At 73.4% G+C, this 15,297-nt stretch carries 14 protein-coding genes; 11 read left to right on the forward strand and 3 right to left on the reverse strand.

What is annotated here, in order from left to right; all coding sequences use genetic code 11:
- Nucleotides 1-367: 367 nt before the first annotated feature.
- On the reverse strand, nucleotides 368-1,030 hold the full coding sequence (locus ACFY9I_RS33905) for an SUMF1/EgtB/PvdO family nonheme iron enzyme (RefSeq protein WP_391008587.1): 663 nt from the start codon (nucleotides 1,028-1,030) through the stop codon (nucleotides 368-370).
- A 516-nt stretch (nucleotides 1,031-1,546) separates the two neighbouring features.
- On the opposite strand from ACFY9I_RS33905, the gene ACFY9I_RS33910 reads away from it, so the two are divergent.
- The 3 genes from ACFY9I_RS33910 to ACFY9I_RS33920 are packed head-to-tail and all read left to right on the forward strand — an operon-like array spanning nucleotide 1,547 to nucleotide 2,442.
- Nucleotides 1,547-1,810 (forward strand): CopG family transcriptional regulator, encoded by a 264-nt coding sequence (locus ACFY9I_RS33910; RefSeq protein WP_391008589.1) that lies wholly within the window; start codon nucleotides 1,547-1,549, stop codon nucleotides 1,808-1,810.
- Nucleotides 1,807-2,220, forward strand: a complete 414-nt coding sequence (locus ACFY9I_RS33915) for a type II toxin-antitoxin system VapC family toxin (RefSeq protein ID WP_391008591.1) — start codon at nucleotides 1,807-1,809, stop codon at nucleotides 2,218-2,220. Before ACFY9I_RS33910 ends, ACFY9I_RS33915 begins: the two co-directional genes overlap by 4 nt.
- A gap of 12 nt (nucleotides 2,221-2,232) precedes the next feature.
- A complete protein-coding gene (locus tag ACFY9I_RS33920) occupies nucleotides 2,233-2,442 on the forward strand; it encodes a hypothetical protein (RefSeq protein ID WP_391008593.1) in 210 nt (69 codons plus the stop codon).
- Nucleotides 2,443-2,746: 304 nt separating this feature from the next.
- Here the strand turns inward: ACFY9I_RS33920 and ACFY9I_RS33925 are convergent, their stop codons facing one another.
- On the reverse strand, nucleotides 2,747-5,215 hold the full coding sequence (locus ACFY9I_RS33925; protein ID WP_391008595.1) for a hypothetical protein: 2,469 nt from the start codon (nucleotides 5,213-5,215) through the stop codon (nucleotides 2,747-2,749).
- Between the two features lie 421 nt (nucleotides 5,216-5,636).
- Between ACFY9I_RS33925 and ACFY9I_RS33930 the strand changes: the two genes are divergently transcribed.
- From ACFY9I_RS33930 to ACFY9I_RS33960, 7 genes are read left to right on the forward strand one after another with little or no spacing between them, the layout of a single operon-like run.
- On the forward strand, nucleotides 5,637-6,716 hold the full coding sequence (locus ACFY9I_RS33930; protein WP_391008597.1) for a 3-oxoacyl-[acyl-carrier-protein] synthase III C-terminal domain-containing protein: 1,080 nt from the start codon (nucleotides 5,637-5,639) through the stop codon (nucleotides 6,714-6,716).
- A complete protein-coding gene (locus tag ACFY9I_RS33935; protein ID WP_391008599.1) occupies nucleotides 6,713-7,642 on the forward strand; it encodes a glycosyltransferase in 930 nt (309 codons plus the stop codon). Before ACFY9I_RS33930 ends, ACFY9I_RS33935 begins: the two co-directional genes overlap by 4 nt.
- Nucleotides 7,642-9,117, forward strand: a complete 1,476-nt coding sequence (locus ACFY9I_RS33940) for an AMP-binding protein (RefSeq protein WP_391008601.1) — start codon at nucleotides 7,642-7,644, stop codon at nucleotides 9,115-9,117. The genes ACFY9I_RS33935 and ACFY9I_RS33940 overlap by 1 nt, the downstream gene beginning before the upstream one ends.
- Nucleotides 9,114-9,962 (forward strand): YhjD/YihY/BrkB family envelope integrity protein, encoded by an 849-nt coding sequence (locus ACFY9I_RS33945; protein ID WP_391008603.1) that lies wholly within the window; start codon nucleotides 9,114-9,116, stop codon nucleotides 9,960-9,962. The genes ACFY9I_RS33940 and ACFY9I_RS33945 overlap by 4 nt, the downstream gene beginning before the upstream one ends.
- Complete coding sequence (locus ACFY9I_RS33950; protein ID WP_391008605.1) at nucleotides 9,959-10,714, forward strand: glycosyltransferase; 756 nt, start codon at nucleotides 9,959-9,961, stop codon at nucleotides 10,712-10,714. Before ACFY9I_RS33945 ends, ACFY9I_RS33950 begins: the two co-directional genes overlap by 4 nt.
- Nucleotides 10,711-11,796: a cytochrome P450 gene (locus ACFY9I_RS33955; protein ID WP_391008607.1), complete on the forward strand. Its 1,086-nt coding sequence runs from the start codon at nucleotides 10,711-10,713 to the stop codon at nucleotides 11,794-11,796. The genes ACFY9I_RS33950 and ACFY9I_RS33955 overlap by 4 nt, the downstream gene beginning before the upstream one ends.
- A complete protein-coding gene (locus ACFY9I_RS33960; RefSeq protein WP_391008609.1) occupies nucleotides 11,793-12,725 on the forward strand; it encodes an NAD-dependent epimerase/dehydratase family protein in 933 nt (310 codons plus the stop codon). The genes ACFY9I_RS33955 and ACFY9I_RS33960 overlap by 4 nt, the downstream gene beginning before the upstream one ends.
- Before the next feature lie 42 nt (nucleotides 12,726-12,767).
- Here ACFY9I_RS33960 and ACFY9I_RS33965 read toward each other — a convergent pair whose 3' ends face one another.
- Nucleotides 12,768-13,097, reverse strand: a complete 330-nt coding sequence (locus tag ACFY9I_RS33965; RefSeq protein ID WP_391008611.1) for a hypothetical protein — start codon at nucleotides 13,095-13,097, stop codon at nucleotides 12,768-12,770.
- A 733-nt stretch (nucleotides 13,098-13,830) separates the two neighbouring features.
- Between ACFY9I_RS33965 and ACFY9I_RS33970 the strand changes: the two genes are divergently transcribed.
- Nucleotides 13,831-15,147, forward strand: a complete 1,317-nt coding sequence (locus tag ACFY9I_RS33970) for a lysylphosphatidylglycerol synthase domain-containing protein (protein WP_391008613.1) — start codon at nucleotides 13,831-13,833, stop codon at nucleotides 15,145-15,147.
- Nucleotides 15,148-15,297: the final 150 nt, after the last annotated feature.

The following is a 15,297-nucleotide window of genomic DNA, read 5'->3' on the forward strand; positions in this document are numbered from 1 at the left end:
GTACCGCTTCGTGTACTTGCTTCCCACCTGGTGCTACTTCCTCTGGAACCTCAAGATCCCAGTCTCCAGGTGTCCACGATCAAGGGGAAGCTTCAGTGGCGGAGTTGGGCCGTCTCTGGGCCGTCCGAGGACGCTCACCAGTGGCCAACAACGACCAACGACCACCACCAGGTGGACGAGCCCACGGTCCCTGACAGCAAAAACCCAGCTCTTCAAGATCCCAGGCAAGACCCAGGGCAGGAAGAAGTAAGCCCGCACCCACAAGGCCCCCTGTCCGCAGTTCTTCCGCCGGTGGGAGACCTGTCGCCGTACCGGAGCTCCCAGGCCCCGCACCCTGTCTGCGTTTTACCTATGGGCTCGGCATGCCCTAACTGGTTGGCACGGGTGCGACCGGGCGGAGCGCAGTGAAGTCCTGGAACGCGTCGCGGGTGGCGGAGAGCAACAGCAGCCACTCGTCGCAGCCCTGCCACGGACTGAGGTCGCCGCCGCCTCCGCGCACCACCCGTGGTCCGTCCCCAGTGCGGGGGCGTGCGTCCACCGGCGCGTCCGTGAAATGCGGGATCCACACGTCGGCGCAGATCTCGTTCGCCGACCCCATCGCCGCCAGCCCGAAGGCGTTCTCAGCCGCGGCCGTACGCTCCTCGTCGGCGAAGTCGTCGAGCACCTGGTCCTCGTCCGGCCTCCTGTCTCCGCGGAAGGTCAGAGTGGTCGTACCTGCCCGGGCCGCATACTCCCACTCCGCCTCGCTAGGCAGCCGGAAGGGCAACGCCCCGAGCAGCTCGTCCAAGTCGTCCTCGAACCGGGCCGTGCTGGTATCCGATTCGGCGAAGCTGTCCTCGTACTCGGGCAGCCAGTGCCGTGCCTGCGCCACCGTGAGCGGATGCCGGGCAATCAGGAACGGCTCGACCCGCACTTCTCGCACCGGCCGGGCCAGGTCAGCGTCGGCGAAGAACGACTCAAGGTTGTCATCGGCACCGTCGGCCCGCTCGATGGCACGAACCGCGTCCAGTTCCGCGTCGGACAGCCCCATCCGGAACGTCCCACCGGTAACAGCCCGGAAGACCACTCCAGAAGGGATATGCCGCCAGGCCGGTCGGTCGGCCACGATCTCTTGAGCCCACATGGTGCCGGACGCTAGCAGCCGGGCATCCCGGACGGCGCCCGGGACGGGAGTGTGGTCAGCTGATCACCTCCGGGACGCCGCAGCTCTGCACCACTACCGCAGATGGCGTCCCGCCGAGTGGTGTAACCGCGATCACCGCGAAAGTGCAGGTCGTGGGCCCGATTCTGGCACCCGCCGACCGAACAGGCCTGACGCTACGTCAGTTGGTCGGGCCTGTGGCACGGCGTTCGCTGTCGACCTTGACGCGACCTTCTCCGAGGCCAAGGCCATGGGCTCCGCGCCGGCCGCCTCGGCCACTCCCCTCGCCTGATGGGCAGTCAGGTCGGCAAGGGTGTCGTGCAGGCTGATTGAGCACGCGACCTGCATCTTCGCCATCTCTCTGCAAGGTGGACTCCGACACCCACAGGGAGGATGAGGGGTAGGATGAGCGAGCCTACCGGCAAGTATTCGATCACTATGTCGCGCGACATCGCCGAAGCCGCCAAGGCCCGCAGCGGCCCCTCCGGGCTGTCCGCCTACGTGGCCGCGGCCGTGGCCCGTCAGATCGAACGCGACAATCTGAACGAGCTCATCCAGGTCGCCGAGGCCGAGCACGGGCCCGTCACGGACGAGGAGATCCAGACTCTCCGCGACCAGCTCCACCAGGCCCGATCGGAGCAGACACAGGACGGGGCGAACGCCACGTGACCCGCTCTCCCGCCGTCCCCGGTGGCACTCTCGTCCTGGACAGCGAAGGGCTGGCCAAGGCCGTGCTGCGCGATCGCACAGTCACCGGCTGGCTCGCCCTCGCACGCGCCGACGACTTGCGAGTGATCACCTCTGCGGCAACCCTCGTCGAAGTGGTCCACCCCCGGATCAACCGGCCGGCCCTGGAGTGGACACTGTCCCGCCTCATCGTCGAGCCGGTCACCGAACCCATCGCCCGCCACGCCGCCGTCCTCCTCGCCGACGCCGGCCAGCACGGCCAGAAATACGCCATCGACGCCATACTCAGCGCCACCTCCCTCGCCGCCCCCGCCCCGGTCGCGATCCTGACCTCCGACCCGGAGGACCTCACCGCCCTCTGCGGTGGACGCGCCACCGTCATCAGGATTTGAAGCCGCGGCGTAGTGGACGAGCCGCACCGCCGACTGATCCGCAGCGGGCTCGACGCGCTCGACGCCGACTTCGGCTACGCCCTGGCAGGCGGCTACGCCGTCCAGGCCCACCAGATCGTCAACCAGGTCAGTGGCGACATCGATCTCTTCGCTCGGCCCAGTAGCGAGCCGGGGCATCTCCGGAGTGCTCAGGAAAACCACCTGTGGGACGAATCCTCGTAACGTGCACGTGCGCGCTCCTGATGCAAATGTCCGATCCCGCAGAGCGCTTCGCGCGGGACATTCGCGGGACGGCGAAACACGCGATGCAGCCGCAGCAGAAAGGCACCTGCTGCGACCTGCGTGTTTTCCGATATGGACGGCTCCGAATGAGACGGAGGAACACTCCGTCTCACTTTCGCGGGCCAGCACGTACGACACGAACGTGAGAGCCCGTCGCCGCAGCCACCGCTTACGCACTTCATGACACAGGCCGCCGGGGGAGCATGCGAGCCACGGCCTCCGCGGGGACGACCGGTGGTCTGGTTCAGCGACGCTTCTTGCCCCTGCTGCGACCGCCGCCCTTACGTCGCGTGGTCGGCTGCGTTTGGCGTACCTGCGCCAGGTACGCCTTCTCACACTCCTCGTACGCCAACGCAGCCGGCCCGGCGATCTCCTCGTCCGGGTGGTCCGAGAGCAGTTGAAGGGCATGCGATGCAGTGGCGGGGTCGGCACGGGCGAGGTCCGACACCAGCGCGGGTGCACCGCCCGGCCAACCGATGGCCATCTGTTCCAAGCCCTCGTACAGGGCGCCGAGTTCCGGGGTGGGGCGGCTACCGCCCGTTCCTTCCTGCGGCTCCTCCTCGTCCTCCGGGACTTCGTAGAGGGCGAAGGAGGCGCGCCGGGCCGGGACCGCGAGGGCGTGCAGCCGGTCCAGCCTCCACAGCAGCCGGGACGAGAGGGGCACGGCCTCTTCCTCGACCGTCTCCCCCACCGCCCGCAGCACCTCGGCGGCCCAGGCGCCGAGTACCGGGTCACCGAGGTGACCGGCGAGCAGCTCGGGCGGGGCGTCCGGCAGGGTCAGCGCCACCAGCCTGCGGTGGTCCCGCAGCTCCGTGGGCGGCGCAGGGGCCGCCAGCGCCGCCAGCAGCGACGGCCAGCGCAAGGGCCCCTCGCCGCCCGCGACCCACTGGCTCAGCACCCGGTGGGCGGCGGGATCGTCCCACTGCCGCGCTGCGGGGACCAGCCGTGCGGCATCCATGGCGACCACCGCTTCCATGGTGGGGAAGCGGTCCGCCACGCTCGAGGGCGTCCACCCGTGCCCCTCGCTGTCACCCGCGGCGGCCCCGTCTGTCTCCCGCGTCGGCTCACCGGCTCGGGGTGGCCAGCCCCCGCCGTACGCCAGCAGCAGCGCCTCTCGAAGTACGGCAGCAGCCAGCGGGGTCAGCCCGTACGCGTCGCCACGCCGCCACACCGCACCGGCCGCGGCCAGCAGATCCAGGCGGTCGACCAGCCGCTGAGCCTCAGGCGCCAGCTCGATGGCGTCCTGTCCGTCCAACTGGCCCATCTGCAGCAGTCGTTCGAGCTCCGGCAATGACGGCAGCCGGTACGTCTCCACCGTGCACCCGGGCTCCTCCAGCTCCGTGGAGTCCTTGGGGCCACGCACCGGTGCGGCGAGCGACGCCTCCGGGGGGACCACCCAGTCGGCTGCCACAGCCGCATCCCGCGCCACCGACCGGGTCTCGCCCGCCGCGCAGTGGAGTGCCATCAGATCGCCCAGGGTCTTGCCCTCGAAGCCGTCCCCGAGGTCCGGATCGTCGTCCAGCCGTGCGCACAGTTCCACCAGGGCGCGCACCGCGAGAGCCGCGAGTTCACCCACGTCCCGCTCGCGCCAGGCTTCCAGGGACGGCCCGGGCCGGGGCCTGCCCTCAGGATCCAGGACGAGAAAGCCGGTCGTGAGCGCGCTGTCGACCCCGTCAGTGTCGACGTCAGCGGGCGGGGACGCGGCGAGCTGCGCGGCGGGCGCGAGCAACCCGCTGCCGCACAGCGCGGCCACAAGGCCGTCTCGGTCCCCGGGCAGCGGGTGCGGTGGCGCGAAGAGTTCTTCCCCTCTCAGGATGTCGTACTGCTCGACCACCTGGCCCACCGCGGTGACCAGCGCCATGTCGTCCGGACGCGGACCGGGGGCGGGAAGCGCCGCCGACGGCAGTTCGGCCGGCCCCAACGACCAGCGGCGTCCCACGCGCAGCCCGGCTTTCGTGACCGCCTCGGTCCATTCGTCAAGACCATCGGCATCCATCAGGCGTGCCACCTGTTCGGAGCCGAGCAGGTCCGGTGCCCAGGGCGCCTCGTCCGACTCTGTCAGCGACAGGGCGAGGCGCTGTCCCAGCGCCACCGCGGCCGCAGCCTGCCGTTCCATCGCCAGTCCGCGCCGGTAAGGGCCGAGCGCCCACGCCGCCGGGACCGCGGCCGGGGAGCCCGCGTCGGGCTCCCCGGCATCCGTCGCGTCCGGCAGGGACAGCAGCCTCACACGCTCCGCGTACGGCAACCGCCCGAGTTCCTCCAACTCTCCCCGCACCGCCTGCGCGTCTCGTACGTCGACGCCGCGTGACCGCAACAGGCCGCCCCAGAAGCGAGGGAGCGTCAACTCGCATGGGTCACACATCACCCGCAGGTGTTCCTCTGCGCACTCGTCGACTGCCTCGCGGAGTCGCGCGTGCCGCTTGGCGTTGAGCCGCCCGCCCGCTCTGGTGCGGTCCGCCAGCGCGCGCAGCACCCCGAGTGCCGCACCCTCCTCGCCCGGTGTGACGGAGAGGAACTGCGGCAGCGCCTCGAGCAGCACGGCCCGTACCAGGTCAGGAGTGGCCTCGGGCAGCCCGTCGCGTACCTTGGCGCCGCTCAGGGCGAGCAGATGCAGGACCGCGTCCGCGGCCACTGGATCAAGACGTTCGCCACGCTCCGTACTCCAGGAAAGAAGAGCGTGGGTGGCCAGACCGGATTCCGCTTCGCGTGTCACCCGAGCACCGTACAGATCCGCTTCCGGGGGTGAAGTCGCTTCTGTCCGTCGCATGCGGCTCACAGAATGCCAGCAGAAGGAACACTCCAATGCCCTGCAGGCCTACTGCTGTTCACCGAGCAGGACCGCACAGATGCCGACGCATCCGCCCGCGAACCGCCAAGCTGGCGGCCCGTCCTCGACCTGTTCGAGCGGGTGGCGGCCGCGCGGCATGTGTCGAGGTGGGCATCAGCGAGGTCCGTACCGATCGTTTCGCGCCATGCCTGGGGCTGGCCCCTGGAGGTCGGTGACACCGTGTGGGGGGAGAAGCAGCACGGCAAGTCGGTGGCCGCGGCCCCGTACGTCTGCCTATGCGTCTCGCCCCGTGATCTGAGCACGCCTACTCAGGCCCGCCCGGCGCTTGGCGTGAAACGATCCGCGCATGATCAGACAGGCAGAGGGCCCTCGGCAGAGGGCCGGGACGGGCGGGGCCGGGACGGGCGGAGCAGTCGGGATCACCGCCGTGGGCAGTCTGTTGCCGGACGAGGTCGTGTCGTCGGAGCGGCTGCAGCGGGAGGCAGTGGGAGGTCTGCGGCGGGAAGCCGGGCAAGGGGGCGGGGGCTCGTTCCCGCCGGGCCTGCTGAGCCAGGTGACCGGGATCGACACGCGGCGGGTCGCCGGTGAGGGGGTGTTCGCGTCGACGCTCGCGGTGGGGGCGGGGCGGCGGGCGCTGGCGGGCGCCGGGCTCGATCCGCTGGACGTCGATCTGCTGCTGTTCGCTTCGGCCACCCGTGATGTGGCAGAGCCGGCCACGGCGCACATCGTGCAGGCGGAGCTGGGTTCGAAGGCGCACGCGTTGGACGTCACCAATGCCTGCAACAGCTTCGTCAACGGCATCGACCTGGCCCGTTCCATGATTCTCGCCGGGCGGGCGCGCCGGGCGCTGGTGGTGACGGGGGAGACGCCGAGCCGGGCGGTGCGTACGGCGCCCGCCGATGTCGCCGAGTTCCGGGACTCCTTCGCCGGTTACACGTTCGGGGACGCGGGCGCGGCCGTCGTCGTGGAGGCGGTGGAGCGGGGCGGGATCCTCGACGTGGACGGCGAGACCTGCTCAGAGCACTGGGAGGTGGGCGGGATACCGGGCGGCGGGTCGCGTCATCCGCGCGGGGACGAGTACACCTACTTCCGTGGTGACGGGCATGAGTTGCGGCGCGTCTTCGAGAAGGCGGGGCCCGCTGTCGTCGACCGCACTCTGCACCGCATGGCGATGGAGTGGGACGACTTCGCGAAGGTGCTGGTGCATCAGGTGACGGTGCCGTACCTGGAGCGGTTCGCCGAGGTCACCGGGGTGCCCCGGGAGAAACTGGTCGTGACCGTGCCCGAGTTGGGCAATGTCGCCAGCGCGAGCATCGGGGTGCAGCTCGACCGAATACACGGGCAGTTGGCGCCCGGGGACCGGGTGCTCTTCGTGGGACTCGGCGGGGGCATCAGCATCATGACGATGGTGTGGGAGAAGTCGTGACCCTCCCGGAACAGACGGAACAGACGGAACAGACGGGACAGGCGGACCCAGCGGCCTCGGAGGCCCCGGCGGACCCGGCGGACCCAGCGGACCCGGCGGACCCAGCGGGCCCGGCAGACCCGGCGGACCCGGCGGACCCGGCGGACCCGGCGGACCCGGCGGACCCGGCGGACCCGGCGGACCCGGTGATGTGGGTGATCGTGCCCGCTCATCAGGAGGAGGCACGGCTCGGCGGCACCCTCGCGGCGCTCGCCGCGCAGCGGGACCGGGACTTCACGCTTCTCGTCGTCGACAACGGCTCGACGGACCGCACCGGGGCCATCGCCCGGTCCTTCACCGCTGAGGCGCCGTTTCCGGTGGAGGTGATCGAGGAACCGGAGAAGGGCGTGGGCTGCGCCGTGGACACCGGGTTCCGGTACGCGATGGGGCGGGGCGCGACGCTGCTCGCCCGTACGGACTCGGACTGTCTGCCCCGGCCCGGCTGGACCGCCGCCGCCCGGGCCGCACTGACGGACCGGGCGGGCGCGGGGATGGTGTGCGGGCGGATCGTCGCCCGGCGTGATGAGCACGGGCCGTTCGGGCGGGCCGGGTTCCAGGCGCTGGTGGCGATGGCCGCGCTGTTCGGGCGGCTGCGGCCCGCGCACGCCCGCAGGCACGGCTACCTGGCCCCGTACCGTATGCACGCCGGCAACAACATGGCCATCACCGCCGAGCTCTACCGGGCCGTCGGCGGCATGCCCCGGCGCCCCTCGCCGACGGACCGGCTGTTCCTCAACGCCGTACGGCGGCACACCGCACACATCGTGCGCTGCCGGGCGATGGTGGTGGAGAACTCCACGCGGCGGCTTCGGGCGTACGGGATCGCGGGCACCGCCCGCTGGTACCTCGACCTGGGCAGTGGCGGGCACGGGGAGGATCCGCGCTGATGCTCGACCGCCTCGACCACGCGCTGCGCACCGACCGGCCCGAGCGGCCCGCCGTGCTCGCCGCCACCCGCGCCGGGGCCGTGCGGGTGCGTGCCAGGCGCGGTGAGCTCGCGGAGCTGGCCGACGGGTACGCCGCCGCCCTGCACCGGCGCGGGCTGCGCGCCGGTGACACGGTCGGAGTCGCCGTACGGCCCGGGCCCCGCGCCCTCGCCGTGCTGCTCGCCCTGTGGCGGCTGGGGCTGCGCGGGGCCGTCCTCGATCCCGGTGCGGGAGCGGAGGTGCTGCGCGCCCGGCTGACGCTGGCACGGCCGTCGCTGGTGCTCGCCGACGCGACCGCGCAGGCCGCCTCGGGCTGGGCGGGCCCGCTGGCCCGGCGGGCCGGAATCGCGCTGCCCGACCTCGGAGCACTGGGGCCGGTGGCCACCGTCGGGCCGCGCCTGCCCGGCTGCGGGCCCGCGCTCGAGACCACGGGCCGGGTCGCGTACCGGTACGACGGCGACGGCGACGCGGTGATCGTCTTCACCTCGGGCACGACCTCACGGCCACGGGCCGTCGTGCACAGCCGGGCGAGCCTGACCGCCGGTATGGACACGGTGGCCGCCCTCTTCCGGGCACGGCCGGGCGAACCGGTGCTGGGGGGCACCTTCTTCGTCCTCGTCCCGTCCCTGGGGCAGGGCGCCCCGGTCGCTCTGCCGGCGCGCCGGCCGCGTGTGCTCGCCCGACAGCTGTGTCGACTGCGGCCCGCGGGAACGTATCTGACGCCTCCTCAACTACGCGACGCCCTGCGGGCGGGAGCACGCTTCCCGGTTCACGGGCGCGTGTGGACGGGGTCGGCCCCGGCGAGCGCCGAACTGCTGACGCGGGTGAGGCGGGCGGGCGCGGCCGAGGCGTGGGGGGTGTACGCGCTCACCGAGCTGTTTCCGGCCGCGGCCGTGGAGTCGCGGGAGAAGGCGGCGTACGAGGGCGACGGCGACCTGGTCGGCGCCCCGCTGCCCGGTGTCGAGGCCACGACGGACGCGGACGGCCAGTTGCTGCTGTCCGGCCCGGCGGCCCGCCACCGCTATCTGGGCGAGGACCCCGACCCCTGGGTCCGTACGGGCGACCGGGCGCGGCTGGACGGCACGGGCCGGATGGTTCTTCAGGGCCGTTGCAAGGACATGGTGCTGCGCCGGGCCGAGAACATCTACCCCGGGCTGTACGAGCCCGCCCTGCATGTGCCGGGCGTGGACCTGGCCGTGCTCGTCGGCGTGCCGGCGGACGACGGTGACGAGCGGCTCGTCGCCGTCGTACAACCGCGTCCCGGCGCCGACGAAGGTGCGCTGCGTTCGGCCCTGGCCGCTCCCCTGCGCCGCATGGGCTCCGCCCGTCCCGACGCCCTGCTCTTCGCGACCGTCCCGCTCGCGGGCCGCTCCCGCAAACCGGACCGCGCGGCGGCGGCGCGTCTCGCGACGGCACGGTTGGGGAACCTCGGATGAGCGAACGGCCGACGGCACCCGCGGGTGAGGGGCACGGGCACACGGGATACGTGCCGTCCTTGAGCCGGCGCGCCGCACGCGTGCTGAAGCCTGCCGTGGACCGGGTCATGGTGGCCCATCGGCGCTACACCTGCGCCAACGGCGACGCGCTCGCCGGGGCGTTGACCTATGCGCTGCTGGTCGGGACGGCCCCGGCCGTGCTGTTGACCGCCTCCTTCGCGGCCGGGACCGGGGTGGCGGGCACGGCCGTCCATGGGGCCGTACGGGATCTCGCCGCCGCCGTGCTGCCCGCGCAGGGTGCGGCGCTCGCGGCTCGGCTGCCCGTGGCGGCGGAGAGCTGGCGGCCGATGCTGGTGCTCGCGCTCGGCTGGTCCGTGATCCGGACGACGCGTGCGTTGCGCACCGGTGTACGGGCGATGTGCGGGCAGAACGCGGGCAGCGGCAACCCGTTCCGGGACGCGCTGCTGGACGCCGTGCTCGCGGTGGGGCTGTTCGGCTGCCTCCTCGCCGTCGGCGTGGCGGTGTCGGTGGGCGGGCCCGTGCTGGGCGTCCCCGCGGTCTGGGCCCTGTTCACGGCCGTACTGCTGTTCGCCCCATGGCGTGCACCCGGGCGGCCGACGCCGGCCGCCGCGGCGCGGGCCGCGCTGGTGACGGCGCTGGGCTGCCACCTCCTGGCTGCCGCCGGGCGACACTATCTCGCGGCGACCGCCGCGCTGCACGAGGAGCTGTACCGGTCGGCCGGGCTGCTCGTGGGACTGCTCGTCTGGTGCGGGCTGTGCGCGCGGGCACTGCTCCGCGCCGCCGCCTGGTCCTCCACCACTCAGCCTGCAAGGAGAACGAGTTGACACTGTGGGTCGTCGTCCCCGCCTACAACGAGGCCGCCTCGATCGGTACCACCCTGGCCGCGCTCGCGGCGCAGCACGACACCGCGTTCTCGCTGGTGGTCGTCGACAACGCCTCCACCGATGAAACGGCGGCCGTCGTACGGGAGTTCGCCGCCACGGCGCCGTTCCGCGTCGAGGTGATCGACGAGCCGCAGGCCGGCGCGGGCGCGGCGGCCGACACCGGCTTCCGCCACGCCATCGACCGTGGCGCGTGCCACCTCCTGCGGACGGACGCGGACTGTCTGCCCGCTCCGGACTGGACGGCGGTGGCGAAGGCGGAGTTCGAACGCGGCGCCGAGATGGTCTGCGGTCGCAGTGTGCCGCGCCGCGACGAGCGGCCCACGTTCGCCGAGGCGCGGCTGCTGCCCGCGCTGATCCGGCTGATGGCTCTGTACGGCCGTCACCGCCGCGCCCACCGCGATCCCCGGTACCGCACCCCCTACGTTCTGTGCCACGGCCACAACCTGGCCATCACCGCCGGCCTCTACCTGCGCTGCGGCGGCGCCCTGCGGGTAGCGCTGCACGAGCGTTCCGAGGACGTGGCGCTGCTCAACCGGGCCCGGGAGCACAGTGACCGGATCGTGCGCGCGGAGCGGCTGGTGGTGCACAACAGTCTGCGCCGACTGCGGGCCTGGGGCGCACGCCGCACCCTTCTCTGGTACTGGGACCGGCGCTACCGGCCCGTCGACCTCACGGAGATCCACGTTCGATGACGCTCGCCTCGACTCATGGCAGGGCCCGGCGCCGCGACCGCCGGGTCTATCTGCGCAGCCATCCCGTGCTGTTCGCGCTGCTCGCCGCCACCCGTGGCCGCCCCGTGCGCCGGATCGGCCGGACGCTGCTGGTGCACGACGCCGACGCGTACCGGGAGGCGCTGACGAGGCTGCCGCTGGACCGGGCGGCGGCCGGCACCACGGGTGGTGCGGCCCGTGCGGCCCTCGCCGACACCGCCGTGGGCGGGGTGCTGTTCGACCAGGAGGGCGCCGCGCACCGCGCGGGGCGGCGTGGCCTCGCCGAGGATCTCGGGGCGGCTGGGGTGGAGCGGCTGCGCGCACTGTGGCGTCCTGTGCTGGTCCGGCGGCTGGCCCCGCTCGCCCACGGCGGAGAGGTGGAACTGGTCGCCCTGGCACAGGAGTTGGCGGGCGAGGTGGTCTGCGCGCTGCTGGGGTCGGGGTCCACCGCCGATCCGGTGACCGTGGCGGAGGCGGCCGCCCGGGCTGCGGCCGCCTCGATCCGAGACCATCTGCCGGGCCCGCGCCGCAAGACCGGAGACGGTGGAGCAGACGCCACGGCCCGGCTCCGACAACTTCTGGGTACGACCGACCCGTTGGACGCCATGGTCGCCGTGGCCGCCGTCAACACCACCCTCGCGGCGCTGCCCCGGGCCGTTGCCTGGTGCGCGGACGCCGGCCTCTGGGGGGAGGCGGCGGACGAGGCGCAACGCCCCGCCCTGGCCGATGAGTTGCTTCGGCTCACCGCCCCCTCTCCCCTGCTGCCCCGGGTCGCCGGCGCGGACGGGACCGTCGGCGGCTGCCCGGTGCGCGGCGGGGACCGGCTGCTGCTGGTGGCCCGGCACGCCGTGGGCGCGCACCGGCGATCTCCCCGACCGGAACTGGCCCACCTGGTGTTCGGCGCCGGACCGCACACCTGCCCGGGCGCCCGCCTGGCCCGTGCCCAGGTGGCCGATGTCCTGGCCGCGCTCGCCCCGCACCGGCCGGTCGTGGTGCGGGCCCGGGTGAACCGCCGGGCGGCACTGCCGAGTTGGCGCACGCTGACCGTACGGGCCGCCTCATGAGGCCCGGGCTCGGCACACGCGTCGCGGTGACCGGGGCGAGCGGCTTCTGCGGCGGCCGGATCGCCCGTGCGGCCGCCGCGGCGGGGGCGGAGGTCGTCTGCGTGGGGCGCAGGCCGGGACCGGCCGGTACGCACCGGTTCTGGGACGCCGCCCGCGACCGCCCCGACCTCGCCGGCGTCGACGTCGTGGTGCACTGCGCGGCGGCGGTCGGCGACCCGCTGCCCGGTTCGGCGGCCGAGGCGGAGATGTTCGCGGTCAACGTCGACGGCGCGGCGCGACTGCTTCGGGCCGCGGCCGGCCGGCCGGTGGTGTGGGTGAGCAGCGCGAGCGTGTACGACCCCCGGCGCGACCGCGGCCATGTCGCCGAGGACCATCCACGCGGCGGACACCTCAACGCCTACGGCCGCACCAAGGCGGCCGGCGAGGACCTCGCCCTGGCGGCGGGCGCCGTGGTGCTGCGCCCGCGCGCCGTCTACGGCCCCGGCGACACCCAGCTCCTTCCCCGCCTCCTCGCCCGCGTCCGAGCGGGCACGCTGCTGCTCCCCGGCCCCGACGTCCGGCTCAGCCTCACGGCGGTGGAGAACCTGGCCGACGCCTGTCTGGCCGCGACCACCTGGCCGCCCGGCGCGTACAACGTGGCCGACGACAGCCCGTACTCCCGTGACACCGCCCTGCGCCGGGTACTGCGGGCGCACGGGATCGCCGTCCGCATCCGTCATCTGCCCCTCGGGGTCGCCCGGGCCGCCGCGCGAACCGCCGAAGCCCTGGCCGCCGTGACCGCCCGCACCGAGCCCGCGCTCAGCCGCTACGCCGTCGACCAACTCGCGCATCCGGTCGTGCTGGACCTGAGCCGGGCCAGGGCCCAGGGCTGGGTTCCGCGTCGGTCCCTGGACGACCATCTCGCCCGCCTCGCCGCCGACCGCAGCTGATCGGAACGGTGCCGGGCGGCCGCCCGTTCCGGTCTGCCGAGGTCAGGTGAGGCCGCGGCGGCCCGGTGGGGTGAAGACGTAGAGGTCGAGGATGGGGGGCATGGGGCTTACTCCGGGGCCGCCGGAATTCACCCAGGTGGCTATGTCCTCGGTGGCTTCGGGGTCGTTGACGAGGCCGAGCCAGACGGGGCGGGCGCCGGCGGCGCGGCCGGCGGAGGAGGGTTGGACGACGATGACGTTGGCCTGGTCGCAGGCGTCCAGGCAGGTGGATATGCGGGTGGGGACGAGGGCGTGGAGGCGGGTGGTCTGGGCCTCGTGGTCGACGCCGGGGAGTTTGGGGGTGCCGCAGCAGCAGTCTCGGCAGACCGTCACCCGGCAGGGCGTGGGGGGCGGGGCGGGGGGCTCCGGGGACTGGTTCGTCTGGTCAGGGGTCACCAGGGCGTCGGGTGAGTCGGGGCCGCGTGCATCGGGTGACCTGGCCTTACGGATGTGGCGAATTGATCTTTTCCGCCGGGGAGTTTACTTGCCGCCGCCGCGCTTTCCCATCCCGTGGTCGGGGTCGGTCGGGGGCGGCCCGGCCGACCGCCACCCCCTCGCCTGCCAGGCCTCTCACCGTAGACCTTGCGTGACGGGGGCGTCACAACCGACGCCCGATCCCCACGACGCGCCCGCGACCCAGCCGGGCCGGGGCGGGCCCCGGACGGGTCGCGCCAGACAGTCACCAGTCACACACCGCCGCAGGCCGGGGAAACCGCCGAGCAGATGCACAGAACCCGAAACCGCCACCCCGGCACGCACCGGTCGAAGGCCTCGGCGCGGATGTGGGCGCGGACGCGCCCGGCAGCCGCAGCGAGGGCGAGGCGGGGCGGTGGTGGAGGTGACTTGTGTCTCATGTGGGGACGGTGAAGTTCGGGAGGTTTTGCGGGAGAGCGGCTGTTCGGAGGCGGTGTCGTCGTTCTGACGGCGGCAGGAGTTCGGGGGGTGGATACCGGGGATCCATTTGGGGTGGGAACGGTCCTGGGGTTCCCTTCGTTCTTGACTTGCCCTGCCTCCGTCGGTGCGGTCCCCCGCCGTACCGACGCGACGCGGAAGGACGACGTGCACTTTGTTTCCGCTCCCGCTCGACGCGCCGCCCCCCTCGCGGCCCACCCCTTCCCCGGTCCCCGACCCCCTCACCCTGATACCCGGCCAGGCCTCTCCCCCGGACCTCACCCACGTCCCGGGCCAGGCCTCCACCGCCGGTCTCACCGCGGCCCCCGACCGCACTCACCCTTCCTGTCCCGCACCGGGTACCGGCCTCACCAGGGCCTGTGACACCGCCCTGGCTTTCGCCGAGGCCGCCTCCCTGCCCGCCCCCGCCCCCGCCTCCATCCCCCTCACCGGCCAGGAGCCGACTTCCGAGGAGGAGGCGTCCGCCACCCGTCGGAACCGCTACCCGGCGTTCCTCCCCGCCCGGCTGCAGGCGCTTCTCCCCGCCCGCTCCCCCGGCAACGCCAGCCGTCTGCGCCTCGCCCTGGCCCTGCTGCCGTTGGTGCTGCTCGGGGTGTGGGCGGCCGTCGACTGGCGTACGGTCCACGGCGGTGCCCTGCGGCTGGCGTCGGCCGACTGGCGATGGCTGCTGGCCGGGGTCGTCTTCACGGGCCTGTGCTCGGTGGCCTCCGCGTCCGTACGACAGGGGGCGGTGCCGGAGCGGCTGCCACCGGGTCAGTTGCTGGCGACGCAGTTCGCCGCCGGGGCGGCCGGGCACGCGCTACCGGGCAACATCGGGGCGCACGCGGTCGTGCTGCGCTTTCTGCGGCGCCAGGGCATCTCCCTCCCCCGCGCCACCTCCTCGCTCGCCCTGTACTCGGCGGTCAAACCGGTCGCCAAGACGCTGGTGATCCTCGCCTTCCTCGTCGCCTTCCCCGGCACGCTGCAACTGGCCGAACTGCTCCCGAAGGGCGAGACGCTCGCCCTCGTCGGCGCGATCACCGGCGTCAGTCTCGCCGCCGTGGTCACGCTGATCACGACCGTACGACCGCTGCGGCAGCCTCTGATCGGAGGGCTGCGCACCGCCCTCACGGACACCCGGCTCGTGCACAGCCGGCCCGTTCGCGCGGTCGCCCTGTGGGGCGGGGCCGCGGCCTTCCCCCTGTGCCAGGGAGCCGTGGTGGCCTCGGTCGGGTCGTCGCTCGGGCTGCCGCTGTCCTGGCCGCAGATGCTGTTCGCCTATCTCGTCGCCAGTACGGCCGCCGGTGCGGTGCCCGCGCCGGGCGGGCTCGGGCCCATGGACGCGGCGCTCGTCTTCACCCTCGTCGCCTTCGGCGCGCCGGCGGCCCTCGCCACCACGACGGTCATCGGCTACCGCGTCCTCACCGTCTGGCTCCCCCTCCTCCCGGGGACGCTCGTTCTGTCGGCGTTGGTCCGGGCGAAGGTGCTCTGAGCGCAGGGCCGAGGGGTGGGGCGGGCCGGCGGGTGGGGAGTGGGGTGGGCGAGCGGGGTGCAGGGGGCAGTTGAGCGGGGAACCGTTTGGGGGACGGAGGGTCGGGCGGGGCTGGGTGGCTGGGGGCTGGTTCATGTCGTACTCGGTGGG

The sequence above is a fragment of the Streptomyces sp. NPDC012510 genome, from assembly GCF_042955065.1.
Taxonomy (GTDB): Bacteria; Actinomycetota; Actinomycetes; order Streptomycetales; family Streptomycetaceae; genus Streptomyces.

Coding starts and splice junctions, on each gene's coding strand:
- ACFY9I_RS33905 (WP_391008587.1), bottom strand. CDS start 1,030: ATGGGGCTGTCCGACGCGGAACTGGACGCGGTTCGTGCCATCGAGCGG.
- ACFY9I_RS33910 (WP_391008589.1), top strand. CDS start 1,547: ATGAGCGAGCCTACCGGCAAGTATTCGATCACTATGTCGCGCGACATC.
- ACFY9I_RS33930 (WP_391008597.1), top strand. CDS start 5,637: ATGATCAGACAGGCAGAGGGCCCTCGGCAGAGGGCCGGGACGGGCGGG.
- ACFY9I_RS33940 (WP_391008601.1), top strand. CDS start 7,642: ATGCTCGACCGCCTCGACCACGCGCTGCGCACCGACCGGCCCGAGCGG.
- ACFY9I_RS33945 (WP_391008603.1), top strand. CDS start 9,114: ATGAGCGAACGGCCGACGGCACCCGCGGGTGAGGGGCACGGGCACACG.
- ACFY9I_RS33955 (WP_391008607.1), top strand. CDS start 10,711: ATGACGCTCGCCTCGACTCATGGCAGGGCCCGGCGCCGCGACCGCCGG.
- ACFY9I_RS33960 (WP_391008609.1), top strand. CDS start 11,793: ATGAGGCCCGGGCTCGGCACACGCGTCGCGGTGACCGGGGCGAGCGGC.